General features: G+C 46.8%; 17 protein-coding genes. 3 read left to right on the forward strand and 14 right to left on the reverse strand.

Annotated elements, in window-relative coordinates; all coding sequences use genetic code 11:
* Nucleotides 1–796: 796 nt before the first annotated feature.
* Nucleotides 797–1,174 carry a KGG domain-containing protein gene (locus tag KVT36_RS24910; protein WP_217606163.1) on the forward strand — a complete coding sequence of 126 codons (378 nt, stop codon included), beginning with the start codon at nt 797–799 and terminating at the stop codon, nt 1,172–1,174.
* A 396-nt stretch (nt 1,175–1,570) separates the two neighbouring features.
* Here the strand turns inward: KVT36_RS24910 and KVT36_RS24915 are convergent, their stop codons facing one another.
* The 12 genes from KVT36_RS24915 to bshB1 all read right to left on the reverse strand — a co-directional run bounded on the left by KVT36_RS24915 (nt 1,571) and on the right by bshB1 (nt 14,150).
* Nucleotides 1,571–2,464, reverse strand: a complete 894-nt coding sequence (locus KVT36_RS24915; RefSeq protein WP_217606164.1) for a DUF4382 domain-containing protein — start codon at nt 2,462–2,464, stop codon at nt 1,571–1,573.
* Between the two features lie 182 nt (nt 2,465–2,646).
* Nucleotides 2,647–4,584: a 1,4-alpha-glucan branching protein GlgB gene (gene glgB, locus KVT36_RS24920; protein ID WP_217606165.1), complete on the reverse strand. Its 1,938-nt coding sequence runs from the start codon at nt 4,582–4,584 to the stop codon at nt 2,647–2,649.
* A gap of 108 nt (nt 4,585–4,692) precedes the next feature.
* Nucleotides 4,693–6,441, reverse strand: a complete 1,749-nt coding sequence (locus tag KVT36_RS24925; protein WP_217606166.1) for a DEAD/DEAH box helicase — start codon at nt 6,439–6,441, stop codon at nt 4,693–4,695.
* Between the two features lie 194 nt (nt 6,442–6,635).
* Entirely contained in the window at nt 6,636–7,949 is a 1,314-nt protein-coding gene (rimO, locus tag KVT36_RS24930) for a 30S ribosomal protein S12 methylthiotransferase RimO (protein ID WP_217606167.1), read from the reverse strand.
* A gap of 289 nt (nt 7,950–8,238) precedes the next feature.
* Nucleotides 8,239–9,201 carry a signal recognition particle-docking protein FtsY gene (ftsY, locus tag KVT36_RS24935; protein ID WP_217606168.1) on the reverse strand — a complete coding sequence of 321 codons (963 nt, stop codon included), beginning with the start codon at nt 9,199–9,201 and terminating at the stop codon, nt 8,239–8,241.
* Nucleotides 9,202–9,423: 222 nt separating this feature from the next.
* Entirely contained in the window at nt 9,424–9,594 is a 171-nt protein-coding gene (locus KVT36_RS24940; RefSeq protein ID WP_089918541.1) for a DUF4295 domain-containing protein, read from the reverse strand.
* A gap of 90 nt (nt 9,595–9,684) precedes the next feature.
* The gene (rpmG, locus tag KVT36_RS24945; RefSeq protein WP_089896023.1) at nt 9,685–9,867 is read right to left on the reverse strand and encodes a 50S ribosomal protein L33; all 183 of its coding nucleotides are present in this window, start codon (nt 9,865–9,867) and stop codon (nt 9,685–9,687) included.
* A 27-nt stretch (nt 9,868–9,894) separates the two neighbouring features.
* Nucleotides 9,895–10,131, reverse strand: coding sequence for a 50S ribosomal protein L28 (gene rpmB / locus KVT36_RS24950; RefSeq protein WP_089918538.1), 237 nt, complete (start codon nt 10,129–10,131; stop codon nt 9,895–9,897).
* A 297-nt stretch (nt 10,132–10,428) separates the two neighbouring features.
* The gene (locus KVT36_RS24955; RefSeq protein WP_217606169.1) at nt 10,429–11,016 is read right to left on the reverse strand and encodes a carboxymuconolactone decarboxylase family protein; all 588 of its coding nucleotides are present in this window, start codon (nt 11,014–11,016) and stop codon (nt 10,429–10,431) included.
* Between the two features lie 203 nt (nt 11,017–11,219).
* Nucleotides 11,220–11,774 carry a peroxiredoxin gene (locus KVT36_RS24960; RefSeq protein WP_217606170.1) on the reverse strand — a complete coding sequence of 185 codons (555 nt, stop codon included), beginning with the start codon at nt 11,772–11,774 and terminating at the stop codon, nt 11,220–11,222.
* A gap of 469 nt (nt 11,775–12,243) precedes the next feature.
* Nucleotides 12,244–13,191 (reverse strand): serine hydrolase, encoded by a 948-nt coding sequence (locus KVT36_RS24965; RefSeq protein ID WP_254640186.1) that lies wholly within the window; start codon nt 13,189–13,191, stop codon nt 12,244–12,246.
* A 230-nt stretch (nt 13,192–13,421) separates the two neighbouring features.
* Entirely contained in the window at nt 13,422–14,150 is a 729-nt protein-coding gene (bshB1, locus tag KVT36_RS24970; RefSeq protein WP_217606171.1) for a bacillithiol biosynthesis deacetylase BshB1, read from the reverse strand.
* Nucleotides 14,151–14,208: 58 nt separating this feature from the next.
* Between bshB1 and KVT36_RS24975 the strand changes: the two genes are divergently transcribed.
* Nucleotides 14,209–15,252: an endo-beta-N-acetylglucosaminidase H gene (locus KVT36_RS24975; RefSeq protein WP_217606172.1), complete on the forward strand. Its 1,044-nt coding sequence runs from the start codon at nt 14,209–14,211 to the stop codon at nt 15,250–15,252.
* 85 nt (nt 15,253–15,337) lie between these two features.
* Complete coding sequence (locus KVT36_RS24980; protein ID WP_217606173.1) at nt 15,338–16,354, forward strand: substrate-binding domain-containing protein; 1,017 nt, start codon at nt 15,338–15,340, stop codon at nt 16,352–16,354.
* A gap of 43 nt (nt 16,355–16,397) precedes the next feature.
* Here KVT36_RS24980 and KVT36_RS24985 read toward each other — a convergent pair whose 3' ends face one another.
* Together KVT36_RS24985 and KVT36_RS24990 are read right to left on the reverse strand one after the other, a co-directional pair.
* Nucleotides 16,398–16,892 (reverse strand): hypothetical protein, encoded by a 495-nt coding sequence (locus KVT36_RS24985; RefSeq protein ID WP_217606174.1) that lies wholly within the window; start codon nt 16,890–16,892, stop codon nt 16,398–16,400.
* Nucleotides 16,893–16,944: 52 nt separating this feature from the next.
* Nucleotides 16,945–17,496: a DUF4294 domain-containing protein gene (locus tag KVT36_RS24990; RefSeq protein WP_368670047.1), complete on the reverse strand. Its 552-nt coding sequence runs from the start codon at nt 17,494–17,496 to the stop codon at nt 16,945–16,947.
* Nucleotides 17,497–17,571: the final 75 nt, after the last annotated feature.

Genomic DNA, 17,571 nt, shown 5'->3' on the forward strand with positions numbered 1-17,571 from the left:
ATGAACAGCCTTAAGCGGAGTGAACATTCAAGGCAAATTGATCAATAAGGACTCCTTACTTTCTTTTCTTTTTCACACCGTAGATGCAGCTTATAAATAATGATTTGATGGCTGTATTATTGATCAGCCGCCTTCTGCTGGTTAATACAGATCCCCGCTGATTTATTCTTCACAGGAAATGCTTTTTTATTCTTTATGGGAATGCTTAACGCATAAACCATAGCCCACTGAGCTGTAACTAACGTTAACGGGCATACGCCTGTACTGCTATTTTACTGCACTCCGCATTCAGCTTTTAGCGTTTAGCTTTTAGTTTTTAGCTTTTAGCGTCCAGTATTCAGACTCAGCATTTACATTTAACATTCTGCGTTTGCGTTCGGCGTTCGGCGTTTTACATTCAGTTGAGCATTGGGCATTACGCTTTATGCTTTCAGCTTTATGCTTTCCGCTTTATGCCCTCCATTGTGTAGCAGCCTCCTCACTATTTCCTCCAACCAAACACATAATAAAAATTTTAATTGTTCAAAATAATTAATATCAAACTGTATAACCATGCGCCTAAAGTGTGGCTATTTTCCTTATACTGTAGAACCGGTTACCCGGCATATACATGACAACCATTTCCGCTATAAGTCTATAAAAACCATCTCCGTATATTATATTACCGCAAATGGGCCTGATCCGCATCCACGGCCCGGCATGGCACAGTCCTTGTTCCCCCTTACCCTGTAAGCGCGCGTTTATAGCTTCGAGAGAAAAAACGGAAACCTATTTCAAACCACTTAAATCTGATGTTATGACAATGCAAAGCAGTCACTCCCAGGAAGAGAACTGGCAGAATGTTAACCGTGAACACCCACAAATGGAAGACAGTACACCAGTTGAAAACGACAATAATAATAAAGACGACAACCGTAAAACCGGTAAAGCCTTACGCGGATTTGCGGCTATGGATATGGAAAAACAAAGGGCCATTGCCAGCATGGGCGGCCGCGCTGCACACCAGCAAGGCGTAGCACATGAATTTTCATCTGAAGAGGCCCGCGCTGCCGGCCGTAAAGGTGGAGAAGCCGTAAGCCAGAACCGGGAACATATGGCTGCTATCGGCAAAAAAGGCGGTGAAGCCGCACATGGCCGCAGACGCCAACGCCAGCAGGAAACGCAGCGTTCATAAACATAACTAAGGCTAAAAACTTATTGACCGGAAGGTAACGGGAAAGGTAAATATGTGTTTACCGGTACTGTAACCTTCCGGTTTTTTTTATTTATGCCTTATGCATAAAGCGTTAAATAACAAACTGAAAATAAAGCACAGAAAATAAAGAAGGTGAACAGGAGCCTGTATAACACATCGGTATAGAAGCGTTCTTCCGTCACGTGTTTTCTAACATTTTGCATACAAAAAAAAGATTTTTACGGGTTACCAATTGGGTTACAAATGGGTGTTAACATATTTGATTTGATAAATATACTATAAAAAATAAGACTAAAAAAAAGATATGAGGCACGCAACAGATAAGTTCTGTTACGTACCTCATACAAATTATTGAACGATGGAAAACTTCTTACATTATTTCTTCAGCACGATCTTACTGGTAGTAGTTAATTTATTACGCTCTACCGTAATACCCGTAAGGGTAGTATCCCTGTAACCGTTGGAAGCATTTACAAACAGATTGTAGCTGCCGGGTTTCAGGCCACGTACCAGGAAGTTGCCGTTAAACCAGGGCAGCGCAAAAGCAGTATCCGTATTGTTGTATACTGTGATCACCGGCCATGCGGCGCTTGGTGTTACCTGCCCACCCAGGCTGCCGGTTAACTTCAGTGTGTACACGGTGATTACCGGTTTCAGGATAAACTTGCCATCCCATACTTTAACAATAGAACGGTTCAGATCAAAGTCCAGCCACAGGCGGAAGTTGCCGGATGCAATTTCATCCCAGTCATCGCTGCGCAGTTTAATAATGATCTTCACCTGGCCGCCGGGAGATTTCAGCGGATATTTAACGCTGTCTTTTACCAGGGAATTATTGCTACCCAGTGTAATACGGATCTGCTTTACCTTGCCTTTGGCAACAATACCGCCGGCCAGCAGCGTATCCGCACCATTCCTTAAAGAAAGGATGTCGTATACGCCGGGTTTAATACCCAGGGAATCCCATACATCGCATTTATCTTTATTGTTATGGCGGTCTTCATCCCACCAGCAACGGTCGCGCCAGTCCCAGTTACGGTCATCATCATCACTATCATTGGTGCAGGTATCTATCAGCACTTCCACTTTGCGGATATCAAGAAATACATTGTCAAAAAAACCCGGATCATCAGACATGTAAATGCTCAGCTTTTGCTGGTTGGGGCCAGGGCCTGGGTCAGTAGAGTTATCTTTCTTGCAGGCATAAGCCACCACAGCTACCAGGGCCAATAATACCACTGGCCACCGCAGGTTGCGGAGATTCTTCATAAATAAATGGTTTTAAGTGATTGTGTTGTTTTGTTGGTATTTCTATAAACGTCTTTTTTAGATGGAAAGTGTTAAAGAAAGTTTAAAGGGAAAGAAAAAAATTTCCGGGCATAGTGTATCCCAGTCATTAACAGTTGATAATTAATGATTATTGAACGGTAGTAATATAAGGATCGGATTTTTTAATATACCCCTTTAAACACAGCTGCACCCAGGGGCGGTACCCGCAGCGTAAGCGTATAATCCTTGCCGTTATAATGCTGCTGCACTGTTTTTACAGGAGAGGTGTTTAGTACTCCACTGCCGTGATAGCGCGGGTCATCGCTGTTCAGTATTTCCTGCCAGGTACCTTCTGCAGGCAGGGCTATCATATAATTTTCATGCGTGGCCGGTGTAAGGTTTAATACTATCAGCAGGGTATCCTTAGGGTCTTCACCTTTACGCAGGTAGGCCAGCACACTGTTATCATAGTCTGATATGGTCACCCATTCAAAACTATCATAGGAAAATTGCAGCCGGTACAGGGCAGGCTGCGAGGTATACAGGCGGTTCACATCTTTTACAAACTGCTGCAATCCTTTATGCGTGGGATGATCCAGTAAATGCCAATTCAGCTCTGAACGGAAGTTCCATTCCTGTGTTTGCCCTATCTCATCGCCCATGAACAGCAGCTTGGTGCCGGGGTGGGTGAACATATAACCGTATAACAGGCGCAGGTTTGCAAATTTCTGCCAGTCAACGCCCGGCATTTTATAGATCATGGGCGATTTGCCGTGCACCACCTCATCATGGCTCAAAGGCAGCATAAAATTTTCGCTGAAGGCATAGGCAATGCTAAACGTAAATTCGTCCTGGTGCCATTTGCGGTGCATTGGATCGCGCTTAAAGAAGGTAAGCGTATCATTCTTCCAGCCCTTCATCCACTTCATACCAAAACCTAATACGCCTAAGAATACCGGGCGGGATACGCCGTAAAAAGAGGTGGATTCTTCTGCAATGGTTTGTGTGTCCGGGTGCAGATAGTAGATCCTTTCATTCAAATGTTTCAGGAAAGTAATGGCTTCCAGGTTTTCCCGGCCGCCTTCCTCATTGGGCGCCCAGGCGCCGGTATTGCGGGAGTAGTCCAGGTGTATCATAGAGGCTACCGCATCTACCCGCAGCCCGTCTATATGATACTTATCCAGCCAATACAGGGCATTGCTCAGTAAAAAGCTTCTTACCTCATTCCGCTTATAATTGAATATATAGCTGTTCCAGTCCGGGTGGAACCCTTTACGCATATCCGCATATTCATACGTATGGGAGCCGTCAAAACGGAACAGGCCATGCGCATCATACGGGAAGTGGGAAGGCACCCAGTCCAGTATTACGCCAATGCCTGCGTGATGAAAAGCATCCACAAAGGCCATAAACTCCTGCGGGGTGCCGTAACGGGAGGTGGGCGCATAATAACCGGTTTGCTGGTAGCCCCAGGATCCGTCAAAAGGGTGCTCCCCTACCGGCATCAGCTCCACATGCGTAAAACCCATATCTTTTACATACGGCACCAGGCGGTCGGCTATTTCTTTATAAGAGTAAAATACTTCGTGGTTATCAGGGTCTGGCCGGCGCCAGGATCCCAGGTGCACCTCATATACGGTAAAGGGGCTTTGCAGGCTGTTATGCGCATGCCGGCGCTCCATCCATTGTTTATCCTTCCACTGGTAATCCAGGTTCCAGGTAATGGATGCGGTATTGGGGCGCAGCTCCCAGTGAATGGCATAGGGATCGCCCTTATACAGCTCCTCGCCTGTGCGGGAGCGGATGAAGTATTTATATAAGCTGCCTTTTTTTACTTTCGGAATAAACCCCTCCCATATGCCGGAATGGTCCCAGCGTGGGTACAGGGTATGCGAGTAGCGGTCCCAGTTATTGAACTCACCTATTACTGAAATATAAGCTGCATTGGGAGCCCATACGGCAAAGTAAGTGCCGGCTTCCCCGTCATACTCCACGGCATGTGCGCCAAACCTTTCGTACAGGCGTTCATGAAGGCCTGCCTGGAACAGCTCCACATCTTTTGCGGAGAAAAGGGAAAAGGGGGCTACTGCGGGTAGTGTGCTGTTGGATTCTTTTGACATCAGGCTGCTGGATTTCAGTTTTTCCGGGGAATTGCTTCCCGTAAAGTAATAAAAAAAGTCCTCCTCCGCTTACGGAGAAGGACTTTTATTTTCTATTGCGCAATTAGATTAATATCTGCGTTTAAAACCAGGTTTGGCTGCACTACTGGTCCTTCTGCCTTCCTCTCCGTCACGGCGGGGCGGGCGGCTGCCACCACCCCCACTGCGGCGTTTATCACCATCCTGCGACATTTCGATCCGTACACTGCGGCCATTGTATTCTGCTTTTTTAAACACTTGTTGAAACTTCTCTACCACATCGTTCTCCACTTCAAAGAAAGAGTATACCCCTTTCAGGTCTATACGGCCGATCTTGTTGCCCCTTACCCCGCTGGTATCGCACAGGTAACGTAACATATCCCCACGGGTAAAATCATCTACTGAACCCAGGTTAATGAACAGGCGTGTAAATTTACCGGTGCCACGGTAGCTCATACCGGAAGAGGAAGCACCATTGCTGCTACTTTCGCCATACGTTCTCTTTTCTTCCTTTACGTTCAGGTCCGGTGCGTCCTGGTAGTATTCCAGGAACTCGTTAAACTCCAGGGAAGCAAAGCGCCTGATCAGCTCTTCCTTGCTCATATTCGCAAACTCTTCGTATATGCGCTCCAGGTAGGGTTCTATCTGTTCATCATTCACGGTTACTTTGTGCACTTTATGCACTAACGCAAACAGCTGTTTTTCACAAACGGCAAAACCATCCGGCACTTCTGCCTTAACAAATTTCTTGCCTCCCAATACCCTTTCTATCTGGCGTATCTTACCAATATCACGGCTACTGATAATAGCAATTGATATGCCTGATTTACCGGCACGTGCGGTACGGCCGCTCCGGTGCGTGTAGTTCTCTACATCATCCGGCAGCTCGTAGTTTATTACGTGCGTAACGTTGTCCACATCAATACCACGGGCAGCCACATCGGTTGCTACCAGCATCTGTATGGATCTTTCGCGGAAACGTTTCATTACCTTATCCCTTTGCTGCTGGGTCAGATCACCGTGCAGGGCATCGGCATTATAACCATCGCGGATCAGGGATTCGGCTATTTCCTGTGATTCTATTTTAGTACGGGTAAAGATGATACCGAATATTTCAGGATTATAATCCACAATGCGTTTCAGCGCTGCGTATTTTTCGCGCGGGCGCACCACATAGTATTCGTGCTCAATATTAACGTTACCGCTGTTCTTATTACCTACCGTCAGCTCAAAGGGGTTGTTCATATATTGCTGTGCAATACGGCGAACCTCCTGCGGCATGGTGGCGGAAAACAGCCAGGTAGTTTTAGTGCCCGGTGTTTTAGAAAGAATGTTGTTAATGTCTTCCTGGAAACCCATGTTCAGCATTTCATCTGCTTCATCCAGTACGGCATAACGTACATTTTCAAAGTTAACCGCGCCGCGGTCTATAATATCCAGCAGGCGGCCGGGGGTAGCTACTACCACATGCGCGCCTCTTTTCAGCTCACGTAACTGCTGTACAATGCTGGCGCCACCGTAAACGGCTACTACGCTCAGATCACCCAGGTGTTTGCTGAAGTTCTTCAGATCGTTGGTTATTTGCAGGCACAGCTCCCGGGTAGGACATAAGATCAGTCCCTGTGGTTGCCGGCGTTTAATATCCAGTTGTTGTAATAAGGGCAGGCCAAATGCTGCCGTTTTCCCGGTTCCTGTTTGCGCCAGTCCTACAAAGTCCCGGTCGCCGGTCAATAATACAGGAATGGCTTTTTCCTGTATGGGAGTAGGTGCAATAAATCCCAGGTCCTGGATTCCTTTTAAAATGGGCTCCTGTAAGCCCAGTGACTCAAATGTTATCATTGATTTGCTTTAACAAGCTCCGTCCGGAGCTATTATTTAATACGCAGCATGCTCAACGCATAGTGCTAAACGCTTTATGCGTGGTACTGCAAGTAATATTGATTCTAAACTTATGATATGCTGCATTTACTGCTAAAAGCAGGATTTTTCCGGTACTGCATTCCGCTTTATGCTTTCTGCTTTTCGCTTTCAGCTTACGCCTCCACCAATTCCCCTTCCAGGTCGTAGTCAAATGCTTTGGTGATCTTTACGTGCACAAAATCACCCGGTTTCAGGCGCTTGCTGGTGTTGATGATCACTTCATTATCTACTTCCACGGAGTCAAATTCGGTGCGTGCCAGGTAACGGCCGGATTCTTTCTTGTCCACTATTACCCTAAATACCTGGCCTATTTTTTCCTGGTTCTTTTCGTAAGAGATCTCCTGCTGCAGCTCCATAATTTCCTGGGCCCTCCGCTCCTTTTCTTCTGCGGGGATATTGTCCTCCAGGTCATAGGCGCTGGTGCCTTCTTCATGACTGTAGGTAAAAATACCTACGCGGTCAAAACGCATATCTTCCAGGAAACGCTTCATTTCTTCCACATCTTCCAGGGTCTCGCCCGGGAAGCCGGTAATAAGGGTGGTACGCAGGCAAATGCCGGGCACCTTTTCCCGGATAGCCGCCACCAGGTCCTGCATTTCTGTACGTGTGATCTGCCTTTTCATAGCTTTCAGCATGTTGTCTGCTGCGTGCTGTAAAGGCATATCCAGGTAGTTGCAAATGTTGGGAAACTCGTTCATTACCTCCAGCACATCCATCGGGAATTTGTGCGGGTAAGCGTAATGCAGCCGTATCCATTCCAGTCCCGGTACCGCGGCCAGGGCCCTTAACAGGTCGGCCAGGCGGCGTTGTTTATACAGATCTAAACCGTAATACGTTAATTCCTGCGCTATCAGCATCACCTCTTTTACACCAAAGCGCACCAGCTTTTCAGCTTCTGCTACAATGGCCTCAATAGGTTTGGATACATGTGTGCCCCTCATAAGAGGGATGGCGCAAAAAGAGCAGGTGCGGTTACAGCCTTCTGCTATTTTCAGGTAAGCGTAATGCGAGGGGGTGCTCAGCAAACGCTCACCCAGCAGCTCCGCTTTATAATCGGCGTCAAATTTCTTCAGGATCAGCGGCAGCTCCATGGTGCCAAACCAGGCATCTACCCCGGGTATCTCTGTTTCCAGGTCGCCGCGGTAGCGTTCACTTAAACAGCCGGTTACATATACTTTATCCAGCCGGCCCTTTTGCTTCAGCTCTACCTGTTCCAGTATGGTGTTTATGGATTCTTCCTTGGCCTTGTCAATAAAACCACAGGTGTTCACTACCACTATGTTATGGTCTTTTTTAGCATTCTCGTGCACTACGTCAATTGCATTTGCCTGCAATTGCCCGCTAAGCACTTCAGAATCAACCATGTTCTTTGAACACCCTAATGTAATAATATTAACCTTGTCTTTCTTTAATGTTCTATTCTTCATTATGTTCTAGTCTTCATTGCCGGTTTAGTACCGCCACGAAGACATTCAGACACGAACAAATAAAAACAGCAGACTTACTGTGTGTGACCTTGCCTTAGTGGGGGTGGTGTGTTGGAAGTTGCAAAGGTAATAAAAAGAAAGGACATTTTACACCCCTTGTCATAATTACGAATATTGCCTGCCATCCACTTAAACCATCATCATTACTTTCAATGGAGTACCCCGCTTCAAGCCGGGGTGCAATTGATTAATCCGTAATTACATGTAATGCTTTGCAATATATTTATTATCAGTCGTTTATGCTAAACAGTGAATCTACAAATTCTGTTTTATTAAACACCTGCAGATCTTCCATTTTTTCGCCAATACCAATGTATTTTACGGGGATCTTAAACTGGTTGGCAATGGCCAGCACTACGCCGCCTTTTGCAGTACCATCCAGCTTGGTAATAGCCAGGGCGGTAACTTCTGTGGCTGCGGTGAACTGGCGGGCCTGTTCCAGCGCATTTTGCCCGGTAGAGCCATCCAGCACCAGCAGCACCTCATGCGGCGCCTCCGGCAGCACCTTTTTCATTACCCGCTTTATTTTGCTCAGCTCCTCCATCAGGTATACCTTATTATGCAGGCGGCCGGCGGTGTCAATAATAATTACATCCACATTACGGGCAGCCCCGCTTTGCACGGTATCAAAGGCTACTGCACCGGGGTCGGAGCCCATTTGCTGTTTTACAATAGGTACGCCTACCCGGTCGCTCCAGATTGTGAGCTGGTCCACGGCAGCGGCACGGAAGGTATCTGCAGCGCCTAACAGTACAGTTTTACCGGCCTTTTTAAAATTATAGGCCAGCTTCCCAATGGTGGTGGTTTTGCCAACTCCGTTCACCCCTACTACCATGATCACGTAGGGCTTTTTATCGGCCGGCACGTCAAAATCACGGAAGCCACTGTCTGGTGCTTCAACCAGCAGGGCTGCAATTTCTTCTTGCAGTATCTTGTTCAATTCACTGGTTCCCAGGTATTTATCTTTTGATACACGTTGTTCTATACGGTTAATGATCTGCACGGTAGTATCCACGCCTACGTCGGCAGATACCAGGGCTTCTTCCAGGTTATCCAGCACCTCTGTATCAACAGAGGATTTACCGGCAATGGCCCGGCCTATTTTGGTGAGGAAACTATCTTTGGTTTTCTGTAATCCCTGATCCAGGCTTTCCTTCTTTTCCCGGGAAAATAGTTTATTGAAAAAGCTCATAGTAGTTGTTTTAGTCCATAGACCATGGTCCATGATCCATAGCACATTTCCTTTTTTCAGTCTTGAAATTAAGATAAAGGAGCTGCAATTTACGATTATTATCTACGTGGTAAGTCCGCGGGCTATGGACTATGGACCATCAACCATGGACTGACCACAAACACAAAAAGCTGTCCGTATAATACGGGACAGCTTCTGTGCAGTATGATTGGTAAAGCCGAATTACTTTTGGTTAATATACTCCTGGACTTTGTCCTTGTGTATAATTGCCTCTTTAAAAGTATAGGCGCCGGATTTCGGAGAACGTACCGCTCTGATCACTTTCGTCCACACTTTAGCTTCAGCAGCAGCCTTCGCATCCTTCTTGATAGCGGTTTTAGCTTGTTTTGCCATTAGTTATTGTTTTTAGTGTTAGGCTGGTTGTATGGTTGGGAACAGTTATGCTGTTACACAACCATTCAGCCACACAAACAATTCAACAAATTATTTAATTTCTTTGTGTACAGTCACTTTCCGCAGAATAGGATTGTACTTTTTCAGCTCCAGACGCTCCGGAGTGTTCTTTTTGTTCTTGTTGCTGATATAACGGGAAGTACCCGGCTGACCTGAGGTCTTATGCTCGGTACATTCCAGTATTACCTGCACCCTGTTACCTTTCTTTGCCATTGTATATACAATTAGTGGATTGCACAATTAGATTTCCTGCCCGGCCGCACGCAATTCCTTAACTACTGCATACAAACCTCTTTTGTTAATGGTGCGTAAGCCGTCCGAAGATACCTTTAAAGATATCCAGCGGTCTTCTTCCGCCAGGAAAAAACGCTTTTTCTGCAGGTTAGGCAGAAATCTTCTCTTTGTTTTGATGTTGGAGAAGGAAACATGGTGACCTGTTATCGGCTTCTTTCCTGTCACCTGACATACTCTTGCCATGATCGAAAAAATTTTGGACTGCAAAAGTCCACCTTTTTTATTGATTTTACAAACATTGTTTGTGAATTTTATTCACAGCCCTGGAGATTGTGTAAATGTGTATATCTGCATTCAGATATATGAGCTGAAAATGAATGGTTTAACTGATCAGAACTGGAAGATATCCACATTTTTAAATATCCGTTTATTTATCCATTTTCCCCTCCGCATATCTGCAAACCCACCCATTTTCCTGTTCTGCACATCTCCCATCTACGCATTTTCATCTACCCAAAGGCACATGCACACCGGGCACATTTACAGCAGTACTACCAGGCTTCTTAACACAGCGCCCAGCCTTACCGCTTCCAGGATGCGCTGCTGCTCCGTACCATGCTTCAGCAGTGCCTCTTCATGGGAGGTTACACACATTTCACAACCGTTCAGGGCAGATACCACCAGGCTTAACAGCTCAAAGAACTCCTTCCCTATCACCGGGTTGGCCATAATGCTCATACGGATACCGGCAGGCGTGTTGGTATAATACTCCTTGTTCACGAAATGGCGGAAACGGTAAAACACGTTATTAGCATTCATGAGGGAGGTGCAGCTGATCACTTCCGCAATTTCCTTTTCCGTAGCGCCTTGTTCCTGCGCCAGCTTCTCAAAGGCAGCCTGCAGGGCCACCTGCTTTTCATTTACCGCCACGGCCAGGCCTATGAGGTAAGCTTCTTTTTTATTAAGGGTACCTGCGTCCAGTGCGTTGCTTACATTGATCTTCAGATCTTTCAGGTAACGGGCATCGGTAGCTACCAGCGCGTTCAGGTGTTTGGATAAAGCCGCATCGGTTAAACCTACTGCCTGTAACAGCTGGATGGCTGTATCTTGATTTGTAGTAGCAAACATGATTGTTGTTTTGGGTCCATGGTCGATGGTCAATAGCCCATTGCCTGGTTCACCATGCAGGTGCTATTTCCGGACCGGATGAACATTCGATGATTTAAATTTAAAAGTCCATGGAAGATGGCAGATCGCTTGTATCGCAATAGTTCGCTTGCGGGTTACAGGCTATGAGACCATCGACCATGGACTATCGGTTATTCGGAAAATTAAGCGGTCAGCGTAGCTTCACCCTTCTGCCAGTTGCAGGGGCACAGCTCGTCTGTTTGCAGGGCATCCAGCACACGCAGCACTTCTTTCACGTTACGGCCTACATTCAGGTCGTACAGGGAAACCCAGCGTACAATACCTTCCTGATCAACGATAAAGGTAGCACGGTAAGCCACTTTCTCATTAGCTTCCAGGATGCCCAGCTCTTCTGCCAGTGATTTGGAAGTATCAGCCAGCATAGGGAAATGCAGACCGCGCAGGTCATCATGATCCCTTCTCCAGGCAGCATGTACAAATTCGCTATCGGTAGATGCGCCGATCAAAACGGCATCACGGTCAGCAAAATCCTGGTAGTGTTTGTTAAACTCCGCAATTTCAGTAGGGCACACGAAGGTAAAATCCTTGGGCCACCAGAACATTACCATCCATTTACCGGAATTCCGGATCTCTTCGGATGAAATGTCATAAAATTCTTTGCCTTTCTCGATGGATACTACAGCCGTTTTTTTGAACTCCGGGAACTTTGAGCCTACGGACAGGATAACATTTTTCATGTGTATTACTGTTTATTTAGTTTAGTGATTCTTTTGCCTCTCTTTGCGTAAGTACTACGCATTTTAAAACAGGTGCAAAGGTCATTGTCCGCGTATTAAAAATCAAATCGATTTTGGAAATGTGGTATTGATATTATCTATACTTACCGTACACTTCCATAAATGCAGCCTATAGCACCCCGCCAGCCTGCGATCCGGCGCGGACATGGCCTAACGAGCCTTTGGCGCTGCCCGGTTTGGTTTCCCAAACTGTAACAATTTGGCACGTTATTTAGTTATACATACATGAACTTGAAAAAATATTAAAATGGCAAGTATGAAGCTAAAGCATGTACTCCTGGTGATTATTACGGTGGGCCTTGCATTGATCCCGTTTATTAAAAACGCCATCAACAGACAGGATGAATTTGACGCTACTCAAGATCTGTTCATCTAATTTGCCCAGCGGGTACCATATCCGTTCCTTCTATCAAAACTGCCCCACACCGGGGTCAGGAACCCGTTTGTCCCTACGCTCGTAATAACTCCATATTGTCCTGGCCACCTGCCGTAACAGCTGCCAGGCCTCATTATCCCGCTCCCAACTTTGATCCAGGTTATTTTTAGTATAGATACTGTAGACAAAGTCCCCATGTGCTGCGCTTACCATTACCACTTCTGAGCGCGATCCATCCACTGCACCATTCTTAGATGCTGTTCTTACATCCTTCGGAAATTCCAGCAATCCTTCCTGGTCCCAGTAGTTACGGGTAAGATTGCGGTACATACGCTCACTGGCAGCAGTGCTCACCACCTCTCCCTTATAGATCATTTCCATTAAACGGGCCATTTCCCGCGGCGATGTCTGGCCCCAGCCTAATGCAGTGCGGTTGGCTTCCCGGCCTGGCGTACGGCTGTTCACCCGCGTATTTACAAAACCGTGTGCTTCCAGCCAGGCATTGATCTGCTGCCCCCCTCCTGCCAGGGATTGCAGCCACAGGCTGGCGGTATTATCGCTCATGGTCAGCATCAGCATCATTACCTTATCCAGCGTTATCTGCTCCCCGCTTTTAAAAGCGCCCAGTATGTCCTCCCCGGCATATAACAGGGAATCTTTATACACAAGCGGCTGATGGTACTGCAGCTCCCCTTTGGCTATTTTATCAAATATGCCCACCATAATGGTCATTTTAATGGTGCTGGCCGTAGGGAACAGCGTATCTGCATTAATGGCCACATACTTATCCTTTTTCAGGTGATGCACGTAAATGCCGGCCACGCCATGGTGTTTTTCAAGATAGGGACGCAGCAGGGCTGTTAGCTGTTTATCTTCTTTCTGGGCAAAGGCGGTGGTGCTAATAAGCAGTAGCAATAAGGTGCAGGAAGCCAGGTATTTCATACAGGCAAAATACGGGTTCTGGGATAGATAACATAACATAAGCGGGGATATGATATGCTAATAATAACCTGATAGTATTCCGGAGTTAAGCTGTATATAAGCTACCCCTTATAAGGGATAGCTTATATATGGCTCATATATAGCTTATATATGGCTTATCCCTTCTTCTGCAATGGGTTGCAGTAGTAAAGCCCGGGCAGTGTCTTATCCCGGGCAAAAAAAGACCTGGCAGCTGCCAGGTCCGGGTATTATTAAGGTGTAAGATGGGATCAGGTTACTTCGTTGATCAGGTCTGCAAAGTTGCGGATACCTATAACTTTGGCGCTGGTATACCCTTCCGCATACTCAACCCCTACCATTTTGCCCAGCATACGGCAGCGGTGTATTACGCTGTCAAAAAATCCGGGGGATGATATGTAGGTTTGCAGTGAATCATCCTGCGGGGCCAGGAACTGTGTTTTAAAAGCGCGGATGGCTTCCAGCTTACGCTCCATTACCGGGGTAATATCCACCACCAGGTCTGGTTTATAATAGCGGTCCTGTATAAAGTGATATACCTGTTTGGGCCGCCAGGCTTGCTGGGGCTGCCCGTTATCAAAGGTTTCCACTTTACGAAGGCCGGCCAGGAAACAGCTGTCGGCTATTAAGCGGGCTGCCCGTCCATGATCCGGGTGACGGTCGTCTATAGCATTGGCAAGCACAATGTCCGGCCGGTATTTTCGTATAGCCGTTACTACTGCAAGCTGGTCTTCTTTTGTGTTCTGGAAAAATCCGTCGGCCAGGCCAAGGTTATCACGTACCTGCAGGCCCATTACTGCAGCGGCGTCCTGTGCTTCTGCTGCTCTTATTTCAGGTGTACCGCGGGTGCCTAGTTCCCCCCTTGTAAGATCGGCCACCCCTACTTTCATTCCCTGTGCGGCATGTACCATTAAGGTGCCTGCGCAGGATAGCTCCACATCGTCCGGATGGGCGGCTATAGCCAGTATATCCAATTTCATGGGTGCAAATATAGCAGTGTTTATTCGTATATTCGGTGCCTAAAAAAATCCCCCGTTTATGCCACTATCGAAAACCCTTGTTTACCCAGGTTACACCAAAACCCATTTGCCGGCAAGATCAAATGACCATGCAAAAAAACATTCCGCCGGCTGGTTAAGCCTGGCCGCCCTTGCCCTGTGTATGCTGGGCAGCGCCTGCAGCAGGGAAAAACAGCAGGAGGTGCAGCAGCTGCCGGACACACAGCCTAATGAAAACGGCAACCAGCCTAACGCCGCCAAAACAGGACCCAAGAATGTAGTGTACATTGAAGTTAATAACAACCACATGGCCAATGCAGGTTGTTATACCATGAAAGGCAACGGGCAGCCGTTCTTTGACATGGCCATTATTTTTGCGGCCAACATCAACTATGATACGCAAGCCAAAAAAGCTGTATTGTACAACAACCCGAATGTGACCAATGTACTGAACAACAAAGCCACTTTTATTAAGCCCCTGCAGGACAAAGGCATTAAAGTGCTGCTGTCTATACTGGGTAACCACCAGGGCGCAGGTTTTGCCAACTTTACCAGCCGTGCGGCAGCCAAAGCCTTTGCGCAACAGCTTAGCAGCGCGGTTACCACTTATGGGCTGGATGGTATTGACTTTGATGACGAGTATGCGGAGTATGGCAAGAACGGGCTGCCACAGCCTAACGACAGCTCTTTTGTATTTCTGCTGGATGAGCTGCGCAAGCTGATACCCACGAAGCTCATTACCCTGTATAACATAGGCCCTGCTGCTGCAAGGCCCAGCTATGGCGGTAAAAAAATAGGCGACTTTGTGAACTATGCCTGGAATCCTTATTACGGCACTTATGCTGCGCCCGGCTTTGCAGGTATGACCAAGAGCCAGTTAGGCCCTGCTGCCATCTGGATCAATCATACCAGCGTAACCGCTGCCAAATCACTGGTTACAAGAACTATGAATGATAGTTACGGTGTGGTATTATATTATGATCTGAACCAGACCAACAATCAAAGTTATTTCAACACACTGGGCCTGGTTACACAGAAAGACAGTGTGCGGCTTAGTTCCGGCTGCCTGCGTGCACTGAATTAATAACTATCAGGCATATATTATCTTGTGGGGTAGATGTTTTAATAACAGGTAAAAGTCTGTATATTACCATCTACCCCATTTTTTTATGAAAAGAGTATCCCTTAAAGACGTTGCTAAAAAGGCCGGTGTAGCACCTTCAACTGTATCATTAGTACTAAACGGGAAAGCTAAGCAAAGGCGCATCAGCGATACGCTGGCGGCTAAAATACAAAGCGTGGCCAAAGCCGCCGGGTACCAGCCGCACCCGGTAGCAGTGCACCTGCGTACCGGCCAGTCCAAAATACTGGGATTGATAGTAGAAAGCATTTCCGGCAGCTTCTTTTCCGCCCTTGCCCGCACCATAGAACAGGAAGCAGAAAAATACGGTTACAAGGTTTTGTATTGCAGTACGGAGAACAATCCGCTGAAAGGCCGCGAGCTTATTCAAATGATGCTTAAACACCAGGTAGATGGTTATTTAATTACCCCTGCACCAGGCATGGAAAAAGATATACTGCAGCTGGTACAGGACCATAAGCACCTGGTATTAATGGATAGCTATTTTGAGCATATTGATACGCCATATGTGCTGATAGATAATTACAAAGGTATTTATACCTGCATGGATCACCTGCTGAAAAAAGGCTACCGCAAAATAGGTTTTGTTACAGTAGACCTGGAGCTGGTGCAGCTGCAACAACGTTTGCTTGCTTATCACAATGCCTGCAAAACATATAAAATACCTGCCGCGCAACAACCGGTATTAAAGATCCCTTATAACGAGCCCACTAAAAATATCACCCGTCATATCAACAGTTTTTTAACCAGGCATAAAACGCTGGACGCCGTATTGTTTGCCACTAATTATCTGGGCGTAGCCGGCGTGGAAAGCCTTACCCACCTGGGTTTACGCATACCGGACGATCTGGCGGTTGTATGTTTTGATGATCATGATGTGTTCCGGTTGTACCCGCCCGGCATCAGTGCTTTACAGCAACCTATTGCCGATATTGCCAAAGCAGCAATATCATTACTTATGAAACAGCTGGGCGCCAGTAAGGGAAAAATAGGCAAGCGGCAGATCATTTTAGAAGGTAAGTTCATTCAGCGGAAATCAACGTGAAAGAGTTTGCAGCCGGGGTCTTTTACGCATCTTATTTCTGCTTCTACTTTGTTTTGATCATTACTCCGGTTTCCTCTTCCTTCAATCCGTATTGTTTTCTTTGCGCAGGGTCAGTTATTACCTGCACTGCTGCAATATCTTTTAACTCCAATGCAGCCAGCTGTGATTCCAGGTTGGTGGTAAGCACACTATCGCCCATAATATACCGGAAGCTGCTGTCGCTGCCAGACTTTTGCAGGGCGGCTGCATATGCAGGCGACAGGTTGCTGAATAAGCGGTTATAACGTTTACGGGCAAACGGTTTTGTTTCAAGGTAAAAAACGCCGTTAGCAGCCCGCTCTCCAAACTTTTCAACAGTCTTACGGCCCCTTGCAATGGTGATCATGGCTATCTGGTCAGGGCCAATATTGTTTACGGCTGATGATTCCACTTCCACGCTGTCTACCACGTATACCTGTACCGCATCGTCTGCAGCTTCCTGTGCTTTAGCGCCTGCGCCCATCAATAGTAAACAGCAAATACCTGTAAATAACTTCATGGCCCTAAATTAGGCCTTAATTCGTTAAAGTAGTGTTAGTGTGGAAGGGGGGTTAATTATACGCGCGGTAGTAGCGGTACATTTCTATTTCCTGCACAATGGCTTCAATATCACGGTCTTCTTCCGTATCATATTCGCTTTTAAGATTGCCGCCAAAAAAGAAGGCTACGGTTTGCCACATGCGTGCATTAAAACCGCCTTTCAGCTCCTTAATGATCGCATAGCAGTTTTCGCCGCTTTCACGGTCAATCAGCTTCATTAATACCTTGCCCTGGTAAATGGACAGGTTTTCCAGCTTATCGCCAAATTCAGCCTTTAATTCTTTTTCTTTGGTAGCCAGGTAAGCCTTGCGGTCTTTTTTATTGGGCAGGGTAGCCAGGCGGCTGTTCACATCCTTCAAAATGCGGGCCGCAGATCTAGCGTATGGGTACGTTACATATACGGCATTGCGTAAGCGGGTCCAGCGTTCCCGCTCCTTACGGAGCTTGCGGGGCAGCTTTTCCGTTATTTCAAATATTTGCAGGGTAATAGAGGGAAGGGTATCTGTGCCAACGATCACAACTCTCGCATTTACACCCTGGCCGCCGGCAGATTGCGCTGCCACATCTTTCCGGCATAGGCTGCATACGACAAGTGTGAGAATAAATACTACTGTTCTAAGACGGCACATTCAGGTGAA

Origin of the sequence: Chitinophaga sp. GbtcB8 (genome assembly GCF_019091455.1) — a bacterium.
In the GTDB taxonomy this organism is placed as follows: domain Bacteria; phylum Bacteroidota; class Bacteroidia; order Chitinophagales; family Chitinophagaceae; genus Chitinophaga.

What these genes read in the sequence shown, in the direction of transcription:
- bshB1 (WP_217606171.1), bottom strand. Translation starts at nt 14,150, where the DNA reads ATGAAATTGGATATACTGGCTATAGCCGCCCATCCGGACGATGTGGAG.
- KVT36_RS24915 (WP_217606164.1), bottom strand. Translation starts at nt 2,464, where the DNA reads ATGAAGAATCTCCGCAACCTGCGGTGGCCAGTGGTATTATTGGCCCTG.
- rpmG (WP_089896023.1), bottom strand. Translation starts at nt 9,867, where the DNA reads ATGGCAAAGAAAGGTAACAGGGTGCAGGTAATACTGGAATGTACCGAG.
- KVT36_RS24975 (WP_217606172.1), top strand. Translation starts at nt 14,209, where the DNA reads ATGCCACTATCGAAAACCCTTGTTTACCCAGGTTACACCAAAACCCAT.
- KVT36_RS24955 (WP_217606169.1), bottom strand. Translation starts at nt 11,016, where the DNA reads ATGTTTGCTACTACAAATCAAGATACAGCCATCCAGCTGTTACAGGCA.
- KVT36_RS24925 (WP_217606166.1), bottom strand. Translation starts at nt 6,441, where the DNA reads ATGATAACATTTGAGTCACTGGGCTTACAGGAGCCCATTTTAAAAGGA.
- ftsY (WP_217606168.1), bottom strand. Translation starts at nt 9,201, where the DNA reads ATGAGCTTTTTCAATAAACTATTTTCCCGGGAAAAGAAGGAAAGCCTG.
- rpmB (WP_089918538.1), bottom strand. Translation starts at nt 10,131, where the DNA reads ATGGCAAGAGTATGTCAGGTGACAGGAAAGAAGCCGATAACAGGTCAC.
- KVT36_RS24980 (WP_217606173.1), top strand. Translation starts at nt 15,338, where the DNA reads ATGAAAAGAGTATCCCTTAAAGACGTTGCTAAAAAGGCCGGTGTAGCA.
- KVT36_RS24985 (WP_217606174.1), bottom strand. Translation starts at nt 16,892, where the DNA reads ATGAAGTTATTTACAGGTATTTGCTGTTTACTATTGATGGGCGCAGGC.
- KVT36_RS24940 (WP_089918541.1), bottom strand. Translation starts at nt 9,594, where the DNA reads ATGGCAAAACAAGCTAAAACCGCTATCAAGAAGGATGCGAAGGCTGCT.
- KVT36_RS24965 (WP_254640186.1), bottom strand. Translation starts at nt 13,191, where the DNA reads ATGTTATGTTATCTATCCCAGAACCCGTATTTTGCCTGTATGAAATAC.
- rimO (WP_217606167.1), bottom strand. Translation starts at nt 7,949, where the DNA reads ATGAAGAATAGAACATTAAAGAAAGACAAGGTTAATATTATTACATTA.
- glgB (WP_217606165.1), bottom strand. Translation starts at nt 4,584, where the DNA reads ATGTCAAAAGAATCCAACAGCACACTACCCGCAGTAGCCCCCTTTTCC.
- KVT36_RS24910 (WP_217606163.1), top strand. Translation starts at nt 797, where the DNA reads ATGACAATGCAAAGCAGTCACTCCCAGGAAGAGAACTGGCAGAATGTT.
- KVT36_RS24960 (WP_217606170.1), bottom strand. Translation starts at nt 11,774, where the DNA reads ATGAAAAATGTTATCCTGTCCGTAGGCTCAAAGTTCCCGGAGTTCAAA.